Here is a 25,855-nt window from a genome sequence, read left to right on the forward strand (position 1 = left end):
GACCAACCATGCACGGCAATGGGCGACTGGCGTTTCTGCTGCTCGGCGGGCTCGCCCTGCTGGCCGGCCTCGATGGGGCGCTGCTCCTGCTGGGTCTCTCGGCGCCGGTTCTCACTGCGCGACTCGCGGATGTGCACGGACCCCTGATGGTCTTCGGGTTCGTGGGCACCGTCGTCGTGCTCGAGCGGGCCGTCGCGGTGAGGAAGACCTGGGCCTACCTCTCACCGGGGCTCCTGGGCCTGGGCGGTCTGGCTATCGTGTCTCCGCTTCCCCTGCTGGTCGGTCAGGTTGCCTTCGTGGCCGGGTCGGCCGTTCTGCTGGTCATCTACCGGGCGATCTGGCTCCGGCAGCCCTCCACGTCCACCGCCGTGCAGGCGCTCGGCGCCCTGCTCGGCCTCACTGCCACCGTGCTCTGGCTCGGCGGTGTGCCCGTTCCACGACTGGTGCCCGCGATGACGCTCTACCTCGTGCTCACGATCGCCGGCGAACGCCTCGAACTCGCCCGCATCTCGCCCTCCGTCGATCACCGGGCCGAAATCCGGATGCTGGTCGCCGGCCTGGTCCTGACCCTCGGCACCGTTCTCGCTCTTCTCTGGCCGGCGCTCGGCTACCCCGTTCTCGGGCTCGGCCTGCTCGGGCTCGTCGCCTGGCTGTTCCGGCACGATGTGGCGTCCCGTCTCATCCGCAGCACCGGTCTGCCGCGGTACATGGCCGCGTGCCTGCTGGCCGGCTACGGCTGGTTGCTCTCGGTGGGCGCGAGCTGGGTCATCGTCGGCCCGAGTTTTTCCGGTCCCGGCTACGACGCCGTGCTGCACGCCGTCTTCCTGGGGTTCGTGATGTCGATGATCATGGCGCACGCCCCCACGATCCTGCCGGCCGTACTGCGCCGGCCGCTGCCCTACCGGCCCGTGCTCTACCTGCCCGTCGTGCTGCTGCACGTCTCCCTGCTGGCGCGCATCCTGCTCGGTGACGCACGCGGCCTGCCGGCCCTGGTGCAGTGGGGCGGCGTGGCCAATATCGTCGCCGTGCTGCTGTTCGTTCTGCTGGCCGTGGTCTCGGTACTCCGCGGAACGCCGCGACGCCAGGCCTCGGCCCGCCCGCTCACCCCGCACCGCCCGCTCACCCCGCACCGCCCGCTCACCCCGCCCCGCCCGCTCACCCTCGAACCGAAAGTCAAACCATGAGCCGTCGGCTGTGGCACATTCTCACCGGACTTCTGGTTCCGGCCTGGCTCCTGCTCACCCTCGTCGCCGTGCTGATCCACCGTTTCCTGCCGGTCGCGCCCTGGCTCATGGTGCACCTGCTGTTCCTGGGGGCCGTGAGTACCGCCATCCTGATCTGGAGCCAGCACTTCGCCGACACCCTGCTCCGGCAGCCGGCTCCCGGCGGGCGGACCGGGCTCGGCGTGCGGCTCGGCGCGCACACCGTGGGCGCGGTGCTCGTGATCGTGGGGATCGTCGGCGGCTGGTGGCCCGTCGTGCTGGCCGGCGGCATCCTGGTCGGCGCGAATGCGCTCGTGCACGCGCTGCTGCTGTTCCGGCAGTCGCGCGGTGCGCTGCCCGGCCGGTTCGCGCCGCTCGTGCGGTACTACATGGCGGCCGGAGTCTCGCTGGCGATCGGCGTGGCCCTGGGTGTGCTGATGGCCCGCACGGACTCGGGGAGCGAGACCTACGAGCGCCTGTTCATCGCCCATATCGGGCTCAACCTGCTCGGCTGGGTCGGCCTGACCGTCATCGGTACGGTGGCCCTGCTCTGGCCGACCGTGCTGCACGCCCGGGTGCAGACGACCCGCGCCTCGAACCAGGGCACCCTGCCCCTGTTCCTGGCCGGCCTGACCGTGCTCGGGCTCGGCTCGCTGATCGATCAGAGGCTGGTCGCCGCCGCGGGCGTGCTGCTCTACCTGGTCGCGCTCGGCCTGGTGCTGGTGGAGGCCGTGCGCCTGGCCAGGCAGTCGCCGGCCGTCACCTTCGCCGGCTGGAGCCTCGGCGCCGCCCTGGCCTGGTTCTTCGGTTGTGTGCTCGGGTTCGGCCTTCTCGTCGCGTTCGCGCCCAGCTGGGTTCTCGCGGCGGACCGGCTCGAGCAGCTCGTGCCGGTGTTCGCGGTCGGTTTCGCGGCTCAGATCCTGCTCGGCGCCCTGACCTACCTGCTGCCGGTCGTACTCGGCGGGGGGCCGCGGGTGTCCAAGGCCACGACCCTTGAACTCGAGCGCGGCGGCCTGTTCCGGGCGATCGTCGTCAACGGTGGACTGGTCCTGTACCTGCTGCCGGTGCCCAGCCTGGTGAAGGTCACCGTCTCCCTCCTGGTCGTCGGTGCGCTCGCCTCCTTCCTGGTGCTGATGACGAGGGCCCTGCGGCAGAATCGTCGGCTGCGCCGGGCGACGGATGCGACGGTTCCGCCGAGCCCGGCGTCGCCGCCGGTCGCCGTGTCACCGCCACGACGCACCGGCCCGACCGTCACGGCCGTCGGCGCCCTGCTCCTGGCCGTGACCCTCGGGATCGCCCTGGACCCGTCCGCCGCCGGCATCCCGAGCATCGGGGCCACCGGCGCCGCGGCATCCGTCGACGTGGCGGCGACCGGCAGGACGACCACGGTCGACGTCGTCATGAAGGACACCCTGTTCAGCCCCGACACCATCGAGGTGCCCGCCGGGGACACCCTGGTGATCAACCTGACCAACGCCGACGACATGGTGCACAACCTCGTGCTCGCCACCGGCGTGGTCTCCGGTTCCATCGCCCCCGGCGCCAGCGCTCGGGTTGACGTCGGGGTCGTGGCGGCCGACGTCGAGGGTTGGTGTTCGATCGCCGGACACAAGCTCCTGGGCATGGTGCTCACGGTCGTGGCCGTCGGGGGAGAGTCTGCCGACCACGGGGATACGGGCCACGGCTCCGCGGCCCCCGCCGGCTCGGCCGGCGCGGCGGACGACCTCGACCTGATGCGGGAACCCGACGCCGACTTCACGGCGCGGGAGGCGGCGCTCGGAGCGGCGGGCGCGGAGACCGTGCACACCCTGACCATGCGGGTGGAGGACGTCGAAATCGAGGTGTCGCCCGGCGTCACCCAGACCCTGTGGACGTTCAACGGTACGGCTCCCGGCCCCACTCTGCGGGGGAAGGTCGGCGACGTCTTCGACGTGACCTTCGTCAACGACGGGTCGATCCAGCACTCCATCGACTTCCATGCGGGTGCCCTCGCGCCCGACCGACCCATGCGCAGCATCAACCCGGGGGAGAGCCTGACCTACCGCTTCACCGCGACCCGGTCGGGGATCTGGCTCTACCACTGCAGCACGATGCCCATGTCGGTGCACATCGCGAACGGCATGTTCGGGGCCGTGATCATCGATCCACCCGGGCTCATCCCGGTCGACCGGGAGTACGTGCTGGTGCAGTCCGAGTTCTACCTCGGTGTGCAGGGCGGGGAGGCCGACGCCGACAAGGTGGCGGCGCAGTTCCCCGACCTGGTGGTGTTCAACGGCATCGCCAACCAGTACGGCGCCCGCCCGCTCGCGGCGAAGGTCGGCGAGAAGGTGCGTATCTGGGTACTCGACGCCGGGCCGAACGTGGGCAGTTCCTTCCACATCGTGGGCGGCCAGTTCGACACCGTCTACAAGGAGGGCGACTACCTGCTGCGGGACGGCGGCAGCACCGGGACGGGTGGTTCCCAGGTGCTCGACCTGGCCGTGGCCCAGGGCGGCTTCGTTGAGCTGACGTTCCCCGAGGCCGGCAACTACCCCTTCGTCAGCCACGTCATGTCCGACGCCGAGAAGGGCGCCCGGGGGGTCGTCCGGGTGGCGCCCTGAGATCGGAGCGGCCGTCCGGTCCCGCTCCCGGTGCGGTTGTTTTTACGACATTGATAAGGAAAACTAGTCTCGTGCCCACCGAATCGCTCGACGCCCGAACCCACCACGCCCTGTCCGGCATCAGCCGGGTCGCCATCCTCGAACTGCTCCGTTCCAGCGATGAGCCTCTGGACGTTCCCGCCCTTGCCGCGCGGGTGGGGTTGCATCCGAGCACGGTGCGTTCGCATCTGGATCGACTGGTGGCGGTCGGCCTGGCCGTCGAATCCGTCGAGGCACGGTCCCGACCGGGCCGCCCGAGACTGTTGTACAGTGCCGCCGCGCCCGTGGGCGAGGTCCCCGACGACTCCTACCGTCTGCTGGCCGGCGTCCTCGCGGGCAGCCTGGCGGCGAGCGGGAACTCGGGCGTCACGGCGGCAACGGCTGCCGGGCGCAACTGGGGAAGCGAGTTGGTCCAGCGCGGTGACGCGCGCCCTGCCGCAGACTCCGCCGCAGGCTCCGCCGCGGACTCCGGGCCGGCCGCGCCGGTGGACGGCGGCACCGCGACCCTGCGCGTCGTGGAGATTCTCGACGAGATCGGGTTCGCGCCGAAGCTCCAGGTGCCGGGGCCTGGGCACACGGCCGGAACAGACCCCGCTCCTACCGTGATCGAACTCCACCGCTGCCCGTTCCTAGACGTGGCGACGGAGAACAGCGACGTCGTCTGCTCGGTGCATCGCGGACTCATGGAGGGTGCCCTCGAGCGCCTGCACGCGCCTGCTGTCAGCGTCAGACTCGAGCCGTTCGCCCGGCCCGGCGTGTGTCTGGCGCATCTCACCCGCGCGGTGGAGGCATCGTGACCGGTGCCCGGCGCACCGTGCCGTTGCGCAGCACCTGTGCGCAGCCGCATCCGTGCGGTGCCGCCATGCGGCTCACCATCCTGGGCCAGATCCCGATCTTCCAGGATCTCTCGGCCGAAGCGCTGGCCGACCTGGCCGACCGGATGCCGTCGCTCTCCTGGGGCCCTGGGGACACCCTGTTCGCCGCCGGTGAGCCGGCCGAGCACGTGTACCTGCTCGCGGCCGGCCAGGCGAAGGCGTTCCGATCGACGTCGACCGGGCAGTCCACCAGCCTCGACTTCCTAGGCCCGGGAGACGTGCTGGGTTCCCTGACGGCTCTCGACGAGGGCCGGTACCCCGAGACGGCCGTCGCGCTGGTCACCACCTGCGCCCTGCGCCTCGAATCGGCTGCCTTCCGGGAGCTGCTGCTCACGCATCCATCGGTGGCGCTGCGCGTGCTCGACGTCGTCGTCGAGCGTCTGCACCGGGCCCGGTCGATGGAGGCCGAGCAGGCCTCCGTCACCGTGACCACGCGGGTGGCAGCCACCCTGCTGCGCCTCGCCGACACCTTCGGTGTGCCGGGGGACAGCGTGGGAACGACCCTGATCCAGCTGCCCCTGACCCGCGCCGACCTGGCCGCCATGACCGGCACGAGCGCCGAGTCGGTGTCCCGTGCCATGAGCGGCCTGCGCCGGCACGGGCTCATCGAGTCCGGGCGGCGGTGGACCGCCGTGCTCGACCGTCCCGGCCTGCTTGCGGCAAAGTGACGCGCGTCATGGTTGCCTGCGCCCCGGGTTCGTAACGTCGTAGACATGACAACACACACTGCAACCCCGACCTCCACCCCGACATCGACCCCGGCCACCGTGCACACCATCCTGCGTGCCGACGGCTTCTCCTGCCCGTCCTGCGTCGCCAAGATCGAGAAGCAGATCGGCCGCCTCGCCGGAGTCACCGGCGTGACCGTGTTCTTCGCCACCGCCCGGATCGAGATCGACCACGACCCGGCCGTCGTCAGCACGGATGCCCTCATCGCCGCCGTCGGCAAGGCCGGCTACACCGCCCGCCTGGCCGCGTTCTGACCGCCGGTCCCGGGGGAGTGACATGACCATCCTGCGCCGCTACCTGATCCCCATCGCCTCCGGCGGTTTAATCGCCGTCGCCTGGCTGCTCGGCCTCCTGCCGGTGCCGCCCATCGTCGCCGACGCGGCGATGGTGGCGGCCGCGGTCGTGGCCGGGACCCCGATCCTGCGGACCGCCGGACGGGCGCTGCTCGCCCGGGTGGTCGGCATCGACCTGCTCGTCTCGGTCGCTGCGGTCGGCGCGATCGTGCTCGGCGAATACTGGGAGGCCGCCGCCGTGACCTTCCTGTTCGCGATCGGGCACGCCCTCGAAACGGCCACCCTCAACCGCACCCGCTCCGCCCTGACCGCGCTCGTGGCCCTGGCCCCGGACGTCGCCCTCGTGCTGCGGAACAATGAGCAGCTCGAGGTCCCGGCCGGGTCGGTGCTGACCGGGGAGACCGTGCTGATCAAGAACGGCGCCCGGGTACCCGTCGACGGTACCGTGGCGCAGGGTGCCGGCACCCTCGACGAGGCCTCGATCACGGGGGAGTCCCTCCCGGCCGAGAAGACCGTCGGAGACCGCGTCTTCGCCGGCACGATCTCCACCGGCGGCTTGCTGCAGGTGCGGGCCACCGAGGTCGGCGCCGCCACCACCCTGGCCCACATCGTGCACCGGGTCGAGGAGGCCCAGGAGGCCACGGCCCCGACCCAGGTCTTCATGGACCGGTTCTCGGCCTGGTACACCCCCGGCATCCTGGTGCTCGCCCTCGTGGTCGGCCTGGTGACGGGCGACGTGTTCCTGGCGCTGACCCTGCTCGTGATCGGCTGCCCGGGTGCCCTGGTCATCTCGATCCCGGTCGCGATCGTCGCCGGGATCGGCCGTGCCGCCCAGCTCGGAATCCTGATCAAGGGCGGCGAGTTCCTCGAGACCGCTGCGAAGATCACGGTCGTCGCGGTCGACAAGACCGGCACCCTCACCCGCGGCCGCCCGGTCCTGACGGACGTCGTGGTGCTCGACCCCGCCCTGACCCGGGCCGAGCTGCTCGACTGGGCTTCCCGGGCGGAGGCCGGCTCGGAGCATCCGCTGGCCGGAGCGATCGTGCAGGCCGCCGCGCGCGAGGGATCGTCGGGGCTCGTCCCTCTGCCCGAACACGTGCTGAACGTGCCCGGCCAGGGCATCGTGGCCGGCGTGGCCGGCCGGACCGTGCTGATCGGCAACCCGGCCCTGCTCCGCGCCCACTCCATCGCGGGCACGGATGCCGCCGCCACGGTGGCTGCCGGTCTCGCCGCCCGCGGGCGCACGCCGCTGATCGTCGTTCTCGACGGCATCATCGCCGGTGTCCTGGCCGTGGCCGACGAGGTGCGCCCCGACGCCGCCGACATGGTCACCCGGCTGCACGCGGCCGGGGTCACCCGGGTCGTCATGCTCACCGGCGACGGTCCACTGGTGGCGCAGGCCGTGGGCGACGCCGTCGGGATCGACGAGCTGCGCTCGTCGCTGCTGCCGGAGGACAAACTCGACGTCGTCGCCGGACTCCGGCGGGACGGCCACGTCGTGGCGATGGTGGGAGACGGCGTCAACGACGCCCCGGCCCTGGCCACCGCGCACATCGGCATCGCGATGGGCGCGGCCGGTTCGGCCGTGGCGGTCGAGACCGCCGACATCGCGCTGATGGGCGACAATCTGCTGATGCTCCCCGCCGCCATCGACCTGGCCCGCCGCACGGTGCGCGTGATGCACCAGAACGTGGCCCTCGCCCTGATCACGGTGGCCCTGCTGCTGGCCGGGGTGCTGCTGGGCGGCGTGACGATGGCCGTCGGCATGCTCGTGCACGAGGCCTCCGTGCTGATCGTGATCGTGAACGCGATGCGCCTGCTGCGCCGGCCCGGGCAGCGCGCACAACTAAAAATGCTGGATAAGTCAGATAAGTCAGAGAGAAGAGAGATGATGGCCTGATGACGTCTTCCTACCCCTCATCGAGCTACCGCACGCTCGCGTCGTTCAGCAGGATCCAGCTGCTGTACTTCCTGCAGCAACGCGGGACGATGACGGTTGGAGACCTGGCGGAGGCCACCGGTCTGCACCACAACACGGCCCGCGAGCATCTGCAACGCCTGATCGGGGATGGTTTCGTCACCTGCCGGCCGGAACGAAAGGAATCCAAGGGCCGGCCCCGGATGCTGTACAGCGCCGCCGCCGGCCCGGACTACGCCGACGGTTCCATCCGGGCGGCGAAGGCGGAGGCTGCCGAGCGCCACGGCGATCAGGTGCGACGGATGCTGCGGGTCGAGGCCGTCATCCACTCGCCGCTGCAGCGGCAACTGGACGCCCTCGACGACCACCTCGACGGGTCCGGCTTCGACGCGCGGCTCGAGATCGACGGTGCCGAAGGGGACCACGTGCACCTGCACGAGTGCCCGTACAGCGAGATGGTCAAGGCGCACCCGGAGGTCTGCCGGGTGCACTTCGGGCTGCTGAAGAGCCTGCTCGAAGCGACCGAGGGCCCGCTGAGCGCCGACGCGCTGCATCCGCTGGTCGAACCCAACACCTGTGTCCTCGACCTGCACCGCTCCGACGCCGAACCCACCCCCGACGTGCAGCCTCAGTCGGCAATCATTTGTCACGGTGTTTCCGGCTTGTAGCGTTTTTTCCCGCCCCTGAGACTGGACTGCGAGGGTGGTTGCCGGCCATGGCGACCCCGGGCAGTGCAAGGGGCACGTTGTGAAGACACTCAAGAATTCGGCCTTCTCGAAGCCGTCTAAGACCGTGCCGGCCAAACCCGGCATCGACGGCCCGATCGACGACACGATCCTGAAACTCGGGCGCTTCCTGCGCCGCGGCAAGGCGTCGCCCGACCTGCGCTCCGTGTTCCTTGAGGGCGGCCGCGACGCCGACTCGTTCTACCGCGACCGCTGGACCCACGACAAAGAGGTGCGGTCCACCCACGGAGTGAACTGCACCGGCTCCTGCTCCTGGAAGGTGTACGTCAAGGACGGCATCATCACCTGGGAGACCCAGCAGACCGACTACCCCTCCGTCGGCCCCGACTCACCCGAATACGAGCCCCGCGGCTGCCCCCGCGGCGCCGCCTTCAGCTGGTACACCTACTCGCCGACGCGCGTGAAATACCCCTACGTCCGCGGGGTGCTGCTCGACCTGTACCGTGCCGCGAAGGCCCGCACGGGCGACCCGGTGCTCGCCTGGGCCGAGGTCACCGGTGACCCCGAGAGCGCACGCGCCTACAAGAGCGCCCGCGGCAAGGGCGGTCTGGTGCGTGCCAGCTGGGACGAGGCCGCCGAGATCGTCGCGGCCGCCCACGTGCACACCATCAAGAAGTACGGCCCCGACCGCATCGCCGGCTTCTCGCCGATCCCCGCCATGTCGATCGTCTCCCAGGGGGTGGGCAACCGGTTCATCTCCATGCTCGGCGGCACCATGCTCTCGTTCTACGACTGGTACGCCGACCTGCCCGTCGCCTCCCCGCAGGTGTTCGGCGACCAGACCGACGTGCCCGAATCGGCCGACTGGTGGAACTCGTCCTACCTGATCATGTGGGGCTCCAACGTGCCGGTCACCCGCACGCCCGATGCGCACTTCATGGTCGAGGCTCGGTACAAGGGCCAGAAGGTCATCACCGTCTCACCCGACTACGCCGACAACTCCAAGTTCGCCGACGAGTGGCTGGCCGTGCACCCCGGCACCGACGGCGCTCTCGCGCTGGCCATGGGCCACGTCGTGCTCAAGGAATTCCTCGTCGACCGCCGCACGCCCCGCTTCGTCGACTACATGAAGCGCTACAGCGACTCTGCCTACCTGATCAGCCTCACCAAGCGCGGCGACGCGTACGTGCCCGGCAAGTTCGTGACCGCGGATGCCCTGCCCGGCCTCGACCCGACGGTCGCCAGCGCCGCGTTCAAGCCGGTGCTTCTCGACCAGAACGGCCAGGTGGTCGTGCCCAACGGTTCGATCGGGCACCGCTTCTCCGAGACCGACGCCGGCAAGTGGAATCTCGACCTCGAGGGAGTCGACCCGCTCCTGTCCATCGCGGACGCCCCCGACTACGACCAGGCCTCCGTCGCCATCGACATGCCCCGGTTCGACGTGGCACCGGAGAGCGACGAGATCGGCGAGCAGCACGCCGGCGGCGCGGGCGTCATCCGTCGCGGCGTGCCCGTGCGGATGGTGGCCGGCCAGCTGGTCACCACCGTGTTCGACCTGCTGCTCGCGCAGTACGGCGTGGGCCGGCCGGGCCTGCCCGGCGTCTGGCCCACCGGCTACGACGACGCCACCTCGCCCGGAACCCCGGCCTGGCAGGAGGGCATCACCTCGGTGCCGATGCAGGCCGCCGAGCGGATCGGCCGCGAGTTCGCGCAGAACGCGGAAGACTCCGGTGGGCGCTCGATGATCCTGATGGGCGCCGGAACCAACCACTGGTTCCACTCCGACACCATCTACCGGGCCTTCCTCGCCCTGACCACCATGACCGGTTGCCAGGGCGTCAACGGCGGCGGCTGGGCCCACTACGTCGGTCAGGAGAAGGTGCGCCCGCTGACCGGGTACGGCCAGTACGCATTCGGCCTGGACTGGGTGCGCCCGCCCCGCCAGATGATCGGCACGGGTTTCTTCTACCTCGCCACCGACCAGTGGCGTTACGACGGCCTCTCCGCCGACACCCTGTCCAGCCCGCTCGGCGTGGGTACCTTCAAGGACCGCACCACCGCCGACTGCCTGGTCGAGTCGACCAAGCGCGGCTGGATGCCCGGCTACCCCACCTTCAACCGCAACTCGCTCGACCTCGTCGACGACGCCGTGGCCGCGGGCGTCGACCCGGCCCAGTACGTGGTCGAGTCCCTCGGCGACGGCACCCTGGAATACGCCATCGAAGACCCGGACGCGCCGGAGAACTTCCCGCGGGTGCTCGTGGTCTGGCGGGCCAACGTGATCGGCTCGTCCGGCAAGGGCAACGAGTACTTCCTCAAGCACCTGCTCGGCACCAAGAACGCCGTGCGTGCCCCCGAATCGCCGCCGGAGAAGCGACCGAAGACCATGAAGTGGCACGAGACCGCGCCCGAGGGCAAGCTCGACCTGATGGTCACCAGCGATTTCCGCATGACGAGCACCACCATCTTCAGCGACGTGGTGCTGCCGCCGGCCACCTGGTACGAGAAGAACGACCTGTCGACGACCGACATGCATCCGTTCATCCACTCGTTCAACCCGGCGATCGCCCCGCCGTGGCAGGCGAAGACCGACTTCGACATCTTCCACATCCTCGCCGAGAAGATCTCCGAGATGAGCGTGGAGCACCTCGGGGTGCGGAGCGACCTCGTCGCCGTGCCGCTGCTGCACGACACCCCGGATGCGATGAGCGCCCCGCACGGCATCGTCGAGTACGACCAGGTGCTGGTGCCCGGCGTGACCATGCCCAAGCTCGTCGTGGTCGAACGCGACTATCCGGCCTTCGCCGCGCGGCTCGGGGCCCTCGGGCCGCTGACCGAGAAGCTCGGCATGGTCACCAAGGGCGTCAAGTTCAACCCCGACGTCGAGGTGGCCTACCTGGCGAAGAAGAACGGCCTCGTTACGAGCGGCCCCGCCGCGGGCCGGCCGCAGCTGAAGACCGCCATCCAGGCCTGCGAGATGGTGCTGGCGCTCTCCGGAACGACCAACGGCCGACTCGGCACGCAGGGCTTCCGCCAGATGGAGGAGCGCACCGGCATGAAGCTGGCGCACCTGGCCAGCGACAACGAGGGCCGCCGCTTCTCCTACCCGGATGTGCAGGGAGCCCCGGTGCCGGTGCTCACCTCCCCGGAGTGGTCCGGCAGCGAGCACGGAGGCCGCCGCTACAGCGCGTTCACGATCAACGTGGAGCACCTGAAGCCGTGGCACACGCTCACCGGGCGGCAGCACTTCTACCTCGACCATGACTGGATGATCGAGCTGGGGGAGACCCTGCCGATCTTCCGGCCGCCGCTGGACATGCACCGTTTGTTCGAGGATTCCATCGTCGGGTCGACCTCCGCCACCGGGGCGACCGGGTCGAAGGGCCGCGCCGAGGTGGCCGTGCGCTACCTCACCCCGCACTCCAAGTGGTCGATCCACTCCGAGTACCAGGACAACCTGATGATGCTGTCGCTGTCCCGCGGCGGACCCACCATCTGGATGTCCCCACTCGACGCCGACAAGATCGGCGTGCGCGACAACGAGTGGATCGAGTCCTACAACCGCAACGGCGTCGTCGTGGCCCGTGCGGTCGTGTCGCACCGGATGCCCGAGGGCACCGTGTACATGTACCACGCGAAGGACCGCACCATCAACGTGCCCATCGCGGAGACGAGCGGCATGCGCGGTGGAACGAACAATTCGCTCACCCGCATCCTGCTGAAGCCGAGCCACCTGATCGGTGGCTACGCGCAGTTGTCCTTCGCTTTCAATTACCTCGGCCCGACCGGGAACCAACGCGACGAGGTCACCGTGATCCGTCGACGCAGCCAGGAGGTTGAGTACTAAATGCGCGTAATGGCTCAGATGTCGATGATCATGAATCTCGACAAGTGCATCGGCTGCCACACCTGTTCGGTGACCTGCAAGCAGGTGTGGACCAACCGCACCGGCGTCGAATACGTCTGGTTCAACAACGTGGAGACCAAGCCCGGCGTCGGCTACCCGCGCCGTTACGAAGACCAGGAGAAGTGGAAGGGCGGTTGGCAGCGCAACAAGCGCGGACGCCTGAAACTGCGCTCCGGCGGCCGGATCAAGCGCCTCGCCACCATCTTCAACAACCCGGATCTCCCGGTGATCGATGACTACTACGAGCCGTGGACCTACGACTACGACATGCTGACCAAGGCTCCGCTGAGCACGGAGAGCCCCGTCGCCCGGCCCAAGTCGCTGCTCACCGGCCAGAACATGGACATCAAATGGTCCGGCAACTGGGACGACGACCTCGGTGGCTCCCAGGAGACCGCGGCCGACGACCCCATCCTCGCCACCATGAGCGAGCACGTGAAGATGGAGTTCGAGAACACCTTCATGTTCTACCTGCCGCGCATCTGCGAGCACTGCCTGAACCCTGCCTGCGTCGCGGCCTGCCCCTCGGGCGCCATGTACAAGCGCGAGGAGGACGGCATCGTCCTCGTCGACGAAGACGGATGCCGCGGCTGGCGCATGTGCGTCTCCGCCTGCCCCTACAAGAAGGTCTACTTCAACCACAAAACGGGCAAGGCCGAGAAGTGCACCCTCTGCTACCCGCTGATCGAGCAGGGCAAGCCCACCATCTGCTCGGAGACCTGCGTCGGCCGGCTCCGCTACCTCGGCCTGATGCTCTACGACGCCGACGCGGTTCTCGCACAGGCCTCGGTCGAGAACGAGCACGACCTGCTGGACGCCCAGCGCGCCTGCTTCCTCGACCCGTTCGACCCGGAGGTCATCGCCGCGGCGAAGGCCGAAGGCATGGAGGACGACTGGATCCTCGCGGCCCAGAACAGTCCGATCTACAAGCTCATCTCCGAGTACAAGGTGGCACTGCCGCTGCACCCGGAGTACCGCACCATGCCCATGGTCTGGTACATCCCCCCGCTGTCCCCGGTGGTCGACGTCATCTCGACCACCAACAACGACGGTGAGGATGCCCGCACCCTGTTCGCCGCGATCGACAAGCTCCGCATCCCGGTGGAGTACCTCGCCGGACTGTTCTCCGCCGGGGATGTCGTCCCCGTCGAGGACTCGCTTCGGAAGCTCGCCGCCATGCGGTCCTACATGCGCGACATCAACCTGGGCCGCGACCGTGACGAGTCCATCCCGGAAGCGGTCGGCATGACCGGCACCGAGATCGAGGCCATGTACCGGCTGCTGGCCATCGCCAAGTACGAGGACCGGTACGTCATCCCCAAGGCGCACGTCGAGACGGCGCGTGAACTGGAGGAACTCGCCTGCTCGCTCGACACCGACGGCGGCCCCGGTATGGGCGGCCCCACCGCCGCCACGGCGGCCGGCCCCTACGGAAAGACCCCCGGGATGCCGCTGAACGCGACCGTCGACAACTACAACCAGATGGTCGGCAAGGGCGGCGAACGCACCAAACCCACCACCCCGGGCCGGGTCAACCTGCTCAACTGGACCGGCGGAGGCGTGCCCGACGGCATGTTCCCGCCCCGGACCATCGATGGCGCCACCGGGAGTCCCGCATGAGACTGAAGCTCCCGACCCGGAAGATCACCGCACTGCCCCTGTCCGCGGAGGACGGCCGCCTGGCGCATATGGCGGCGTCCATTCTGCTCGACTACCCCAACGAGGAACGACGGTCGCGCTTCGCGGCCGCCGCCGCCTCGGTGGCTCTGCTGCCGGATCCGCTCCGCCACGCCTTCGAGGCGTTCCTCAGCGCAGCGGATGCGATGACGCAGCAGGAGCTGGAGATCCACTTCACGGCCACGTTCGACCTCAAGCGCAAGTGCTGCCCGTACCTGAGCTACTACGCGGCGGGCGACACCCGCCGCCGCGGCATGGCGCTGGTGCGCTTCGTCGAGGCCTACCGCGCTGCCGGCTGGGAGGTCGCGGCCGATGAACTGCCCGACTACCTGCCGATGGTGCTCGAATTCTCCGCGTTGAGTGACTCACCCATCGCCCAGGAGCTGCTCGCCGCACACCGGGACGGGATCGAGGTGCTCCGCACGGCACTCGAGGCCGTGCCGAGTCCCTACTCCCATGTCGTCGAGGCGGTCTCCCTGTCGCTGCCGAAGATCGACGAGGAAACGCGTCAGCGCTACCTCAACCTGGTGAACGAAGGTCCGCCGACCGAGACGGTCGGCATGACCTTCCTCGGCAATCTCAAACCGTTCTCGCCCTCCGGCGCGAACACAGAGGACGTACGAGTATGAATCCGCTCGACATTCTGCTCTGGGTGGCGTTCCCCTACGCCGCCGCCGGGGTCTTCATCGTCGGCCACCTGCTGCGCTACCGGTTCGACCAGTTCGGCTGGACGTCCCGGTCGAGCCAGACCTACGAGAACAAGTGGCTCCGCTGGGGCTCGCCCCTGTTCCACTACGGCATCCTGATGGTCTTCGGCGGGCACATCGTCGGACTCTTCATCCCCAAGCCGTGGCTCGAATTCTTCGGCGTCACCGAGCACATCTACCACCTCGGGGCCACCTGGCTGGGTAGCATCGCCGCGGTGCTGACCATCGCCGGCCTGGTCATCCTGCTGGTGCGTCGCCGCCTGGTCGCCCGGGTCAAACTGGTCACAACCGTGATGGACAAGGTCATGTACCTGTTCCTCACCGGCACGATCGCGTTCGGCACGACCGCGACCGTGCTCTACCAGGTGCTCGGGGCCGGTTACGACTACCGCGGGTCGATCTCACCGTGGATCCGCAGCCTCTACGGCTTCCAGCCGGACCCGGCGCTGATGAGCGACGTGCCGTTCTTCTTCCAGCTGCACGTGCTCTGTGCGACCAGCCTGTTCCTGCTGTGGCCGTTCACCCGCCTGGTGCACGTCTTCTCGGCGCCGCTCGGCTACTTCGTCCGGCCCTACATCGTCTACCGCTCGCGCGACGGCCACCGCGGCACCGGCGCCGTGAAGGCACGCCGGGGCTGGGAGAAGAGCGAGTTGCCGCGCGGCACCCGTGACAAGGAGGGCAGCCGCCGGTAGAAGCCCGGCCCGGAGACGTTGACTCCGGCGCGCGGCCGGGCAATCGTGGAGGCGTCCTCACTCCTCGCTTGCCCCGCAGCAGAAAGGTCGCCGATCATGACCGCACCCAAGGTCCAGCACCTCAGCGTCGCGGAGCGGAAGGCTCGCGGCAAGGGCGCGCGCGAACACACGCCCCTCACCAGCCACCGAGGCTGGGTCCCCGCCGCCGACCGCCCCGACCCGGTCACCGTGCTGGAGGCCCAGAACATCACCCGGGAGCAGGACCTGGTGCCGGTGCGCCACGGCCGGATGCTGGTCTCACCCTTCACCTTCTATCGGGGATCGGCCAAGGTGATGGCGACCGACCTGAAGGACACCCCGCGGGCGGGCCTGATCACCCAGCTCTGCGGTGACGCCCACCTGTCGAATTTCGGCATATTCGCGTCCCCCGAGCGGCTGCTCCTCTTCGACCTCAACGACTTCGATGAGACGCTCCCCGGTCCGTTCGAGTACGACGTGCTGCGGATGACCGCCAGTTTCACGATCGCGTCCCGGAACAACGGGTTCAGCGCGTCGGACGCACGGGATGTGACCCTCGCGGCGGTCCGCGCGTATCGGGAGACCATGGCCTCGTTCGCCCAGATGCGCACCATGGACATCTGGTACGCAAGGTTGTCCCAGGAGGACCTGACGAAGGCCCTCCAGCAGTCTGTGGGCACCGGGACCGGCAAGCAGCGGAAACTGAACCGGACCATCGAGAAGACGATGAAGCGCAACTCGGCGAAAGCCCGCACCAGGGACAGCCTGCAGGCTCTCTCCAAACTCGCCGAGTTCGACGACGGGCAGTACCGGATCGTGAGTCAGCCGCCGATCGTGATCCCCGCCCGAGAACTCCTCGACGCGTTCGGGATGTCAGCCGAGGAGACCCGGCGCGCTATCCTCGACCAGTTGCGCGCCTACCGGGCCACCCTTCCGGACGACCGCCGTCATCTGCTCGAGCAGTTCCAGCTGGTCGACGTGGCCCGCAAGGTGGTGGGTGTCGGCAGTGTCGGCACCCGCTCCTTCATCGCCCTGCTCCAGGGGCGAGATCAACAGGACCCGCTCTTCCTGCAGATCAAGGAGGCCACGGCATCCGTTCTGGAAGACCACCTGCCGAAGAGTCGTTACAAGCAACCGGGGGAGCGGGTCGTACAGGGCCAACGGCTGATGCAGGCCGCCAGCGACATCTACCTGGGCTGGACGAAGGGCGTGCAGGAGAACCGCTTCATGTACTGGCGGCAACTGCGCGACATGAAGGGGTCTGCCGAGGTCGAGTCGATGAAACCGGCCGGGCTGTCGCTCTACGCCCACGCCTGCGGCTGGACGCTCGCCCGGGCGCACGCCCGCTCGGGCGACCCGATCGCGATCGCGGCCTACCTCGGCAAGAGCGACAAGTTCGACAAGTCGGTCACCGACTTCTCCGAGCGCTACGCCGACCAGAACGACCGGGACTATGCCCGGTTCGCCGAGGCGGTGCGTTCCGGCCGCCTGCAGGCGGTCGAGGGCGTTTAAACGAGCCGATGAGGGAAGGCTGCACTTCGTGGCGGGGTGCGGTAACGGTGCCTAGCATTGCAAATATGCAGGCTCACCTCCGTGTCTGCCCGGTATACCCTCGCAGGGAGTCCCATGTTCGAAGCGTTACTCGACACCATTGCAGGCCTGCCCGTGCACCCGCTCGTGGTGCACGCGACCGAGGTCGTCGTTCCCACCGCAGCCCTCGTCGTCGTCGTCGCCGCCCTCTGGCCCCGGTTCCGAAAGTGGGCCAAATTCCTGCCGCTGCTCCTCGCCCTGGCCGCCGTCGTGCTCGTGCCGCTGGCCACCGAATCCGGAGAGGCGCTCGAAGAGCGGGTCGCCGAGACCGCCCTCGTCGAGACCCACACCGAGATGGCCGAGGGGCTGCTGCCCTGGGTGGCCGGACTGGTCGTTGTCGCCGCCGTGCTGCTCTGGTGGAATTACCGGGAGATCGTCGGCCGCTCATCCGTTGCCCGCGCCCCGAAATGGGTTGCCATCGTGCTGGCCGTGGCCGCGCTGGTCGCCGCCACCGGCACGACCGTGCAGGCCGTCCGGATCGGACACAGCGGGGCTGCCTCCGTCTGGTCCGAGGTCGGGGGAGTGCCGGCGCCCACGGACGGCGGAGACGAGGACTAAGACGAGCACCGGGCCGCGCTGAGCTCAGTCGGTCACGGAGCTGCCGGTGCCCAGACCGGTGGCGACCTCGCGGGCCCACTCGGCCGCGCGCTCGAGTTCGCCGTCCACCAGCGGGCCGCCGTAGCCGTGCACGTGGAAGCTCCTCTGCCTGGTCACGATCTTGAAGCCGAGGCTCTTCAGCTCCTGCTTCGCCGCCCGCGCCGCCGAGCCCGGCAGGCGCGGCGCGTTCGTGCGGGTGTCGAAGGTCGCGGCCTTGACGCCCGGTGCGGGGGCGAGCTCGTTCAGCCATTCCCGGATGCCGTGGGTCGGTATCCGGGGTGCGTCGTGCTGGCGCACGGCATCCTCCCGGGTACCCGGCCGCGTCATCGAGAAGGCATGTGTCGGACCGCCCGCCAGCACGAGATCGAAGCCGTCGACGGATGCCGGTGCGGCGTCGGAATCGACGATCTCCACCTCCATCGTGGTGCCGAGTTCCGCGGCGATCGCCTGGGCGACCTTCTCCGTGTTGCCCCATTGGGATTCGTAGACCACGAGTGCACGCATGACGACCTCCGGTTTTTCGACCCAGAGTACGTCGACGAGGCTGACGGAGAAAGCTCTAGTCGGCGGTCGAGGCGCGTTCCTCGGCGAGTTCGGTGAGCCGGGCGAGGGCACGAGGCCATTGCGCGGCGAACATGGCCGTGAACTCTTCGTCGGTGTCGACCTCCACCACCAGGGTCGTCACCCCGTCGGACTCCCTGAAGGAGTAATCCTCGTGGGCGCCCGCGAATCGCTGCGCGTGTGCGCTCGTGGTGTCGTTGATACCCCCGGAGACTTCGCCCAGGTATTCCAGAGAGATCAACTCGTCCGGCCGGAGGTCGACGACCCTCGCCACCAGCCCCCTGAGGGTGCCGTCGTCGCCCGGGGCGAGGAAACGAATCACCTGCCCCGGGTTCCAGCTGCCGACGAAGTGGGAACCGTCGTGGAACAGCCGGGTCCATTCCCGGTAGGTCGACTGGTCCAGCATGGTGGTCCAGACCGTGTGCACCGGAGCGTCGATCCGGGTCGTGAAGTGCAGCTTGTCCATGCCGGGATCGTACAACTAGCTGGGGAAGGGTGCATCCTTGCGGGCGTAGTAGAACCAGGCGAGCCAGGTGCAGAAGACGCAGAACACGGCGCAGCCGGCGAAGAACGCGGTCGGGCTGATGACGGTGAGCGAGATTCCCACCACGAACGGTCCGAAGGCGGCGATCGCGGATGTCCAGGCGATGGCGCCGCCGGCCTGGCGCTTCGGGAAGATCATCGGCATCTGCTTGAACGTGCCGGCGTTGGCCAGCCCGGCGAAGAAGAAGATGATCAGCATCCCGGTGAGGAAGCCCCAGAACTCATCCACGCTGGTCGGGGTGAGGAAGAACGCGGTGAGGGTCGTGCCTGCCACCATGCCGAGCCCGCCGATGAAGGTGAAGATCGCACCGCCCCACTTGTCGCAGAACGGGCCGCTCGCCGCTCGCACCAGGGCGCCGAGGACGGGACCGATGAAGGCGAAGGCCAGCGGGTTCGGGGCATCCGGGAAGTCGCCGTAGACGTTGAGGATGATCAGGCCCATCTGCGCGGCCAGGCCGCTGTAGGCGCCGAAGCTCATCAGGTAGATGGCCGTCATGATCCAGGTGTGCTTTACCCGGAAGATGTCCATCTGCTGGCGGAAATTCGCCGTGATGGGAACCCGGCGCAGGTAGACGACGGCCAGGACCACGGCCAGCAGGGCCCAGGGGATGAGCACCAGACCGCCGTTGTGCAGCCAGACGAGGTCACCCTCGGCGCTGCTCTGCGGGGTGAGGGCGGCGGTGCCGAGCAGACCGAATCCGACCACCCAGGGCAGGATCAGCTGCATCAGGCCGATGCCGAAGTTGCCGAGGCCAGCCTGCAGGCCCAGGGCCGTTCCGGCGAGGCGCTTGGGAAAGAAGTAACTGGTCGAGGCCATGAAACCGGAGAATGTGCCGCCGCCGATGCCGGCCGCGAAGGCCAGGGCGAGGAGCACCCAGTAGGGCGTGGACGTGTCCCGGGCGGCGAGGGTCCAGCCGAGCATGGGGATCACGAGGAGGGCCGACGACATGGCGACGAGCGATCGGGTGCCCATGATCGGCGGCAGGAACATGAAGACCAGGCGCAGCAGCCCACCCGCGAGGCCGGGGAGGGCGACGAGCCAGTACAGCTGGCTGGGCTCGAGGGAATAGCCGATGTCGTTCAGGCGCGGCGCGATCGCACTGACGAGGTACCAGGCGGCGAAGCTGAGCGTCAGGCTGAAGGTGGTGATCCACAGGGTGCGCCAGGCGAGCTTCGGATCCCAGGTCTCGTCGTTCTCCGGATCCCAGTTGGACAGATCCGGCTTGAGCTTCGAGGCGAACTGCGGTGTCGTGTCGACTGACATTGTGTTTCCTTGGCCTGGGTGGGCTGCCGGGCACACGGCCCGCGTAGCTTCCACCCTCGCGGTGCGGCCGGATTGCGACAACGCGCGAACGCCGTGACAAATGAATCGGCTGGATTCGAACCCGAACCGCCGGGCTCAGCCGGTAAGGATCAGCCGCCGGCGAAGGGCGGCAGCACGTCGACGGTGTCGCCGCCGGAGAGGGTTACCGTGTCATCCGTCGCCCGCGTGCCGTTCACGAGCAGGGAGCACCGGCCGAGGATGCGCTCGAACTCGGCGCCGTAGAGGCCGGTGAGCTGGGCGCGCAGGTCGCCGACGCTGGTCGCGTCGATCGCGGCCGCGTCGGCGGCGGCGGCCTCGGCGGCCGCGGCGAAGAAACGGATGGTCGCCATCAGCGGACCTCCACCGGCTGGTCGGGCGGCCAGCTGAGCGCGAGCTGGGTGGCCAGTGCGCTGGCAGCCTCGATGTCGGCGGCCGTGCCGCCGTTGCGGGCCGCGGCCAGCCCGACCAGGAACGTGCTCAGCGGGGCGGCGGGCCGGGCCACGTTGTGGGCCACGTCGCGAGCCACGTCGAGCAGGGTGCCCACGGGCACGTCGGCCGGATCGAGGCCGAGTGCGGCGGCGAGGGCGGCAAGCCACTCGTCGAGAGCCTCGGGGGGAAGCGGGGTTGAGGTGCTCATTCGGTATCACTCCTCGGGGAGATGCTCCGCGGTGGGGTGCTGGTCAGCAGTGCGGAACTCCTCTCCACATCCTGCCATGTGTCCACGTCGGCGCCGGTGCCGCCTTCGTCGGTGACGCCGCGCAGCTCGAGCGGGGCGAGCAGCGCGCGCATGCTGGCGCCGTGAGCGTCGGCCCCGAGTCGTCGGGCGGCCGCGCCGAGGGGTGCCTGCCGATAGATCCCCGCGAGCCACTGCGCGCGGCCCCCCGTGTCGATCAGGTGCAGGCCGTCAACGGATGCCGGCAGCGCCGGGTCGGTCGCCGCCGGCACCAGCAGACGGGCGGCATCTGCTGCCCAGGGAAGGTCGCAGGCCAGTACCAGCACCCAGCCGGCCGGGGCGTCGGAGGCAGAGACGCGCACGCGCTCGAGCGCGGCGAGCCCCGCTACGATCCCGGCGACCGGGCCTCCGAACGGCGGGTCCTCGAGGGTCCAGGTCGACTCGGCCCGGTGGCCGGCCGGGACGGCCGCCCGGGCCTCCTCCGGCCCGACCACGACGACGTGCCGGGCGAGGCTCCGGGCGTCCAGCACGCGGGACAGCAGGGTGCGGCCGGCCACCTCGACCGCGGGTTTGACCGCGCCGTCGAGCCTCCGGGCGCGGCCGCCGGCCAGCACGATCAGGTCGATCGGGTCGATCGGCTCGATCGGGTCGATCAGTTCGGTGGCCACGACCACGGCTACGCGTTCGGGCGGTGCCAGTCGCCGGACTTACCGCCCGTCTTGGTGATCAGGCGCACGTTCTCGATCATGACGGACTTGTCGAGACCCTTCACCATGTCTACGACGGCGAGGGCGGCCACCGACACCGCGGTCAGTGCCTCCATCTCGACGCCCGTGCGGTCGGCGGTGCGCACGGTGGCCGTGACGCGCACGCCGGTGTCCTCGATGACGAGGTCGACGGCGGCGCCGTGCACCCCGATCACATGCGCGAGGGGGAGCAGGTCGGCGCACTTCTTGGCACCCTGGATGCCGGCGATCCGGGCCACGGCCAGCACATCGCCCTTGGGGGTGCTGCCGTCGCGGAGCGCGGCGATGACCTTCGGGCCGCAGGCCACGAAGCCGGCCGCCGTGGCGCTGCGCACGGTGGGCTGCTTCTCGGTCACGTCGACCATGCGAGCCTGGCCGGCGGAATCGAGGTGCGTGAAGGGGTGTGCGGTCGGGTCGGGAGCGGTCATGACAACAGCATGACAGTGACCCGGTCGCCCTCGGCAATCCGGGTCACGTTCTCCGGCACGATGGCCAACCCGACCGCCTGGCCGAGGCCCGCGACGAGATGCGATCCCGAGCCGCCCGCCGCGGCGCGGCGCACCACGCTCCGGGTGCCCTCGCCCTCGAGGGTCACCGGCATGTACTGGGCGCGTCCGAGCGGGGAGTTCCAGCTCTCCGCGGTGGTCGCGGAGATGGTGGTGCGGAACAGGTCGGTGTGGCCGCCGAGCCGGCGCAGGGCCGGCCGCACGAAGACCTCGAACGAGACGAAGGCACTGACCGGGTTGCCGGGAAGGGCGAAGATGAGTGGCCCGTCGATTGCCGGAGCACCGTCGGCGGTGGCCGGGGCGGCCGGCCACCGGCCGAAGCCCTGGGGCTTGCCCGGTTGCATCTTCACGGGGCCGAACCGTACGGTGCCGAGCGGGGCGAGCACGGCCTTGACCACGTCGTAGGCTCCGACGCTCACCCCGCCGGAGAGCACGATGGCGTCGACGGTGCCGGCCAGGCCGGCCAGCAGGCTGCGGAGCGTGCTCTCATCGTCGGGAACGGCGCCGAGCCGGATCGGCACCCCGCCGGCGGCGGCGACGGCCGCGGCGAGGAGATACGAGTTGGAGTCGGGGATCTGGCCGCGCCGGGTGGGCTCACCGGGGGTGACGAGCTCGCTGCCGGTGGAGATGACGGCCACGCGGGGGGCCGGATGCGCCAGCAGCCTCGACGTGCCGGCGCTGGCAGCGGCGGCCACCCGGGTCGGCCAGAGCACGCAGCCGCGGGCGAGCACGGTGTCGCCGGCGTGGGCGTCTTCGCCGGAACGACGGATGTGCGCTGCCGGAGCCGGTGCCCGGAGGATGGTGACCGTGACGGTGCCCTGATCGGTGTCCTCGATCGGCACCACGGCGTCCGCTCCGTCGGGGAGCGGCGCGCCCGTCATGATCCGGGCGACCTGACCGGTCTCCAGGTGCGGATTCTGGCTGGTTCCGGCCGCAAGGTCGGCGACCACCGTCAGCGTGACCGGATGATCCGGAGCAGCCTCGAGCAGGTCGGCGCGCATGACGGCGTAGCCGTCCATGGCCGAGTTGTCGAAGGGGGGAGTGTCCGTGGCGCTCCGCACGTCGTCGGCGAGAACGAGGCCGAGGGCCGCGTCGAGCGACACCAGCACGGGCGGCAGCGGGGCGACCGCGGCCAGCACGAAGGCGAGCTGGTCGGCGACGCTGCGGGCCGAGACGGGTGGGGCGCAGGCGTCAGCGGCCGTCCCGGGCTCGGATTCGTGCCGGTGCTCCTGCTGGTGCGTCGTCCCCGTCATGGTCACGTCCTCGCTGTGGTCGTCGATTCGCTGGTGACGGCGTCACCGTGCCATTTATGGCCCACTCCGGGAGCGGTGCCGTCGGCTACGGCGGCGTCCCAGGCGATCATGCCGCCGTCGAGCAGGGTGAGGTCGGTGAACCCGGCGGCGGTGAGGGCCGCCGCGGCGCGTTCGGCCCGCGGGCCCACGTGGCAGTGCAGGACCAGCGGCAGATCACGCGGCAGGGTCGCCGTTCCGGCCTCGGTGAGAAGCTCGCCCAGAGGCAACAGCACGGCATCCGGGATCGCACTCTCGGCATGCTCGTCGGGCTCGCGCACGTCGACGACCACGAACGGGTCGGTGCCCGCGGCGCGGGCGGTGAGGCGCGTGACGAGCTGCACCGGGGTGAGCGACGGCCACGCCTGTGCCTGCGCGTGTGTCTGCGCCGCGGCGAGCGTCGCGGCCGGGTTCGGGTCGGTGGCGGCCACGCCGGTGCCGATCAGGGGAACCTCGGTGAACCGACCCGAGAGGGCGTCGATCACGAGGATGCGCCCGATCAGCGGGGTGCCGATCCCGGCGATCAGCTTGATCGCCTCGGTGGCCATCAGCGAGCCCACCTGACCGCAGAGCGCACCGAGCACGCCGGCCTCGGCGCAGTTGGGCACCTCGCCCTCGGCGGGCGGGGTCGGGAACAGGTCGCGCAGGTGCACCCCCGTCACTCCGCTTCCGGCGGGCGGGTTGGCCCAGAACACCGACAGCTGCGCGTCGAAGCGCAGAACGGATGCCCACACCAGCGGCAGGCCGAGGGTCGCGCAGGTGTCGTTGACCAGGAACCGGGTGGGGAAGTTGTCCGTGCCGTCGATGATGACGTCGTACCCGCCGAGGATCGCGGCGGCGTTGCCCGCATCGAGGCGTTCCGCGTGCTGCACGACAACGGCTTCGGGCGCGATCCCGGCGATCGTCTCGGCGGCGCTGACCACCTTGGGCCGGCCGACATCCGCCTGGCCGTGCACGATCTGTCGCTGCAGGTTGCTCGGCTCCACGTCGTCGCTGTCGACGATGCCGATCGTTCCGACGCCGGCCGCGGCCAGGTAGACCAAGGCCGGCGAGCCCAGGCCGCCGGCGCCGAGCACGAGCACCCGGGCATTGGCGAGGCGGCGTTGGCCGAGCTCGTTGAGCTGGGGCAGGCGGCGCTGGCGTGCGGTGCGAATGGATTCGGCGCCGCTGAGGCGGTCGATGGGCTCGACGAGAGGGGGAATGGCCATGGTTACCACGCTAGGCGCTGGTGGGGTCCGGCGGGTACCCATCCCGGAGTGCCCCTTGAATTCCCAGCCGGAATGTAGTCCAGTAGGAGGGCACCAAGGAACCAACTAGAGAAATCCATGCAGTCTCGCGCGGCCGGATCGGCCCCGCTCTGAGGAACGCAATCAGGAACTAGGAAGGTACTTTCATGACAGGGAACAGGGCAGTTGCCTACAAGAGCCCGGGCGTCGTCGAGGTCATCGACATCGACTACCCGACGTTCGAGCTGAAGGACGGGCCGGGTGTGAACCCGGCGAACGTGGGCCGCAAGGTGCCGCACGGGGTCATCCTCAGAACCGTGACGACCAATATCTGCGGCTCGGACCAGCACATGGTCCGGGGGCGCACGACCGCACCGTCGGACCTGGTGCTGGGCCACGAGATCACCGGCGAGGTGGTCGAATGCGGGCCCGACGTCGAATTCATCAAGGTCGGCGACATCGTCTCGGTGCCGTTCAACATCTCCTGCGGCCGGTGCCGCAACTGTAAGGAGCGCAAGACCGGGATCTGTCTCAACGTCAACCCCGACCGCCCGGGCAGTGCCTACGGCTACGTCGACATGGGTGGCTGGGTGGGCGGCCAGGCGGAGTACGTGCTGGTGCCGTATGCGGACTGGAACCTCCTGAAGTTCCCGGACCGGGACCAGGCGCTGGAGAAGATCATGGATCTGACCATGCTCTCCGACATCTTCCCGACCGGCTTCCACGGAGCGTACAGTGCCGGCGTCGGCGTCGGATCGACCGTCTACGTCGCCGGAGCCGGCCCGGTGGGTTTGGCTGCGGCGGCATCCGCTCAGTTGCTCGGGGCGGCCGTCGTCATCGTGGCCGACCTGAACGAGGAGCGGCTGGCGCAGGCCCGCAGCTTCGGCTGCGAGACCATCGACCTGCGGAACGGCGAACCGCAGGACCAGATCGAGCAGATCCTCGGTGAGCCCACCGTCGACTGCGGCGTGGATGCGGTCGGCTTCGAAGCCCGCGGCCACGGCAAGGACGCCGGTCAGGAGCGCCCGGCCACGGTGCTGAACTCGCTGATGACGGTCACGGCCGCCGGTGGAGGCCTGGGTATCCCGGGGCTCTACGTCACCGGTGACCCGGGCGGGGTCGACGAGGCGGCGAAGGTCGGCTCGCTGTCCATCCGGCTGGGACTCGGCTGGGCCAAGTCCCTCTCCTTCACCACCGGTCAGTGCCCGGTGATGAAGTACAACCGGGGGCTGATGATGGCGATCCTGCACGACAAGGTGCAGATCGCCAAGGCCGTCAACGCCCAGGCGATCAGCCTCGAGGATGCCCCGCGCGGGTACGCGGAGTTCGACGCGGGCAAGTCGGTCAAGTACGTGTTGAACCCGAACAAGTACGTCAAGTAGCCGAATTCGACCAGTAACAGCACACCCGGCCGGCGGTTCGCCCCGGCCGGGTGTGCTGTTCTCCCGGGGCCTCGGCATTTGTCACCGTCCCCGGGA

At 69.6% G+C, this 25,855-nt stretch carries 23 protein-coding genes; 14 read left to right on the forward strand and 9 right to left on the reverse strand.

Annotated elements, in window-relative coordinates; translation table 11 throughout:
* Nucleotides 1–8: 8 nt before the first annotated feature.
* From E3T49_RS01640 to E3T49_RS01700, 13 genes are all read left to right on the forward strand, one after another.
* Nucleotides 9–1,184, forward strand: coding sequence for a hypothetical protein (locus tag E3T49_RS01640; protein ID WP_198414202.1), 1,176 nt, complete (start codon nucleotides 9–11; stop codon nucleotides 1,182–1,184).
* Entirely contained in the window at nucleotides 1,181–3,802 is a 2,622-nt protein-coding gene (locus E3T49_RS01645) for a multicopper oxidase domain-containing protein (RefSeq protein ID WP_134422877.1), read from the forward strand. Before E3T49_RS01640 ends, E3T49_RS01645 begins: the two co-directional genes overlap by 4 nt.
* A gap of 71 nt (nucleotides 3,803–3,873) precedes the next feature.
* Nucleotides 3,874–4,638: a helix-turn-helix transcriptional regulator gene (locus tag E3T49_RS01650; RefSeq protein ID WP_198414203.1), complete on the forward strand. Its 765-nt coding sequence runs from the start codon at nucleotides 3,874–3,876 to the stop codon at nucleotides 4,636–4,638.
* A complete protein-coding gene (locus tag E3T49_RS01655; RefSeq protein ID WP_241972586.1) occupies nucleotides 4,635–5,384 on the forward strand; it encodes a Crp/Fnr family transcriptional regulator in 750 nt (249 codons plus the stop codon). Before E3T49_RS01650 ends, E3T49_RS01655 begins: the two co-directional genes overlap by 4 nt.
* A gap of 45 nt (nucleotides 5,385–5,429) precedes the next feature.
* The gene (locus E3T49_RS01660; RefSeq protein ID WP_134422879.1) at nucleotides 5,430–5,699 is read left to right on the forward strand and encodes a heavy-metal-associated domain-containing protein; all 270 of its coding nucleotides are present in this window, start codon (nucleotides 5,430–5,432) and stop codon (nucleotides 5,697–5,699) included.
* 22 nt (nucleotides 5,700–5,721) lie between these two features.
* Nucleotides 5,722–7,638 (forward strand): heavy metal translocating P-type ATPase, encoded by a 1,917-nt coding sequence (locus E3T49_RS01665; RefSeq protein ID WP_134422881.1) that lies wholly within the window; start codon nucleotides 5,722–5,724, stop codon nucleotides 7,636–7,638.
* The gene (locus E3T49_RS01670; protein WP_134422883.1) at nucleotides 7,638–8,324 is read left to right on the forward strand and encodes a helix-turn-helix transcriptional regulator; all 687 of its coding nucleotides are present in this window, start codon (nucleotides 7,638–7,640) and stop codon (nucleotides 8,322–8,324) included. Before E3T49_RS01665 ends, E3T49_RS01670 begins: the two co-directional genes overlap by 1 nt.
* Before the next feature lie 124 nt (nucleotides 8,325–8,448).
* On the forward strand, nucleotides 8,449–12,189 hold the full coding sequence (locus tag E3T49_RS01675) for a nitrate reductase subunit alpha (RefSeq protein WP_134423645.1): 3,741 nt from the start codon (nucleotides 8,449–8,451) through the stop codon (nucleotides 12,187–12,189).
* Complete coding sequence (narH, locus tag E3T49_RS01680) at nucleotides 12,190–13,869, forward strand: nitrate reductase subunit beta (protein WP_134422885.1); 1,680 nt, start codon at nucleotides 12,190–12,192, stop codon at nucleotides 13,867–13,869.
* Nucleotides 13,866–14,555 carry a nitrate reductase molybdenum cofactor assembly chaperone gene (narJ, locus tag E3T49_RS01685; RefSeq protein ID WP_134422887.1) on the forward strand — a complete coding sequence of 230 codons (690 nt, stop codon included), beginning with the start codon at nucleotides 13,866–13,868 and terminating at the stop codon, nucleotides 14,553–14,555. Before narH ends, narJ begins: the two co-directional genes overlap by 4 nt.
* Nucleotides 14,552–15,325 (forward strand): respiratory nitrate reductase subunit gamma, encoded by a 774-nt coding sequence (gene narI / locus E3T49_RS01690; RefSeq protein WP_134422889.1) that lies wholly within the window; start codon nucleotides 14,552–14,554, stop codon nucleotides 15,323–15,325. Before narJ ends, narI begins: the two co-directional genes overlap by 4 nt.
* A gap of 96 nt (nucleotides 15,326–15,421) precedes the next feature.
* On the forward strand, nucleotides 15,422–16,855 hold the full coding sequence (locus E3T49_RS01695; RefSeq protein WP_134422891.1) for a DUF2252 domain-containing protein: 1,434 nt from the start codon (nucleotides 15,422–15,424) through the stop codon (nucleotides 16,853–16,855).
* Between the two features lie 114 nt (nucleotides 16,856–16,969).
* A complete protein-coding gene (locus tag E3T49_RS01700) occupies nucleotides 16,970–17,491 on the forward strand; it encodes a DUF2231 domain-containing protein (RefSeq protein ID WP_134422893.1) in 522 nt (173 codons plus the stop codon).
* A gap of 24 nt (nucleotides 17,492–17,515) precedes the next feature.
* Here E3T49_RS01700 and E3T49_RS01705 read toward each other — a convergent pair whose 3' ends face one another.
* From E3T49_RS01705 to E3T49_RS01745, 9 genes are all read right to left on the reverse strand, one after another.
* Entirely contained in the window at nucleotides 17,516–18,034 is a 519-nt protein-coding gene (locus tag E3T49_RS01705; protein WP_134422895.1) for a flavodoxin family protein, read from the reverse strand.
* Nucleotides 18,035–18,089: 55 nt separating this feature from the next.
* Entirely contained in the window at nucleotides 18,090–18,557 is a 468-nt protein-coding gene (locus E3T49_RS01710; RefSeq protein ID WP_134422897.1) for an SRPBCC domain-containing protein, read from the reverse strand.
* A 15-nt stretch (nucleotides 18,558–18,572) separates the two neighbouring features.
* Nucleotides 18,573–19,898 (reverse strand): MFS transporter, encoded by a 1,326-nt coding sequence (locus tag E3T49_RS01715; RefSeq protein WP_134422899.1) that lies wholly within the window; start codon nucleotides 19,896–19,898, stop codon nucleotides 18,573–18,575.
* Between the two features lie 149 nt (nucleotides 19,899–20,047).
* The gene (locus tag E3T49_RS01720; protein ID WP_134422901.1) at nucleotides 20,048–20,287 is read right to left on the reverse strand and encodes a MoaD/ThiS family protein; all 240 of its coding nucleotides are present in this window, start codon (nucleotides 20,285–20,287) and stop codon (nucleotides 20,048–20,050) included.
* Nucleotides 20,287–20,574: a DUF6457 domain-containing protein gene (locus E3T49_RS01725; RefSeq protein ID WP_134422903.1), complete on the reverse strand. Its 288-nt coding sequence runs from the start codon at nucleotides 20,572–20,574 to the stop codon at nucleotides 20,287–20,289. The genes E3T49_RS01720 and E3T49_RS01725 overlap by 1 nt, the downstream gene beginning before the upstream one ends.
* Complete coding sequence (gene mobA / locus E3T49_RS01730) at nucleotides 20,571–21,278, reverse strand: molybdenum cofactor guanylyltransferase (protein WP_241972587.1); 708 nt, start codon at nucleotides 21,276–21,278, stop codon at nucleotides 20,571–20,573. Before mobA ends, E3T49_RS01725 begins: the two co-directional genes overlap by 4 nt.
* Before the next feature lie 8 nt (nucleotides 21,279–21,286).
* A complete protein-coding gene (gene moaC, locus E3T49_RS01735) occupies nucleotides 21,287–21,784 on the reverse strand; it encodes a cyclic pyranopterin monophosphate synthase MoaC (protein ID WP_134422905.1) in 498 nt (165 codons plus the stop codon).
* The gene (locus E3T49_RS01740) at nucleotides 21,781–23,115 is read right to left on the reverse strand and encodes a molybdopterin molybdotransferase MoeA (RefSeq protein ID WP_134422907.1); all 1,335 of its coding nucleotides are present in this window, start codon (nucleotides 23,113–23,115) and stop codon (nucleotides 21,781–21,783) included. Before E3T49_RS01740 ends, moaC begins: the two co-directional genes overlap by 4 nt.
* A 2-nt stretch (nucleotides 23,116–23,117) precedes the next feature.
* Nucleotides 23,118–24,359 carry a ThiF family adenylyltransferase gene (locus E3T49_RS01745; RefSeq protein WP_134422909.1) on the reverse strand — a complete coding sequence of 414 codons (1,242 nt, stop codon included), beginning with the start codon at nucleotides 24,357–24,359 and terminating at the stop codon, nucleotides 23,118–23,120.
* Between the two features lie 185 nt (nucleotides 24,360–24,544).
* Between E3T49_RS01745 and fdhA the strand changes: the two genes are divergently transcribed.
* Entirely contained in the window at nucleotides 24,545–25,759 is a 1,215-nt protein-coding gene (gene fdhA / locus E3T49_RS01750; RefSeq protein WP_134422911.1) for a formaldehyde dehydrogenase, glutathione-independent, read from the forward strand.
* Nucleotides 25,760–25,855 lie beyond the last annotated feature (96 nt).

Origin of the sequence: Cryobacterium cryoconiti (assembly GCF_004403065.1) — a bacterium.
GTDB classification, from domain to species: Bacteria; Actinomycetota; Actinomycetes; order Actinomycetales; family Microbacteriaceae; genus Cryobacterium; species Cryobacterium cryoconiti.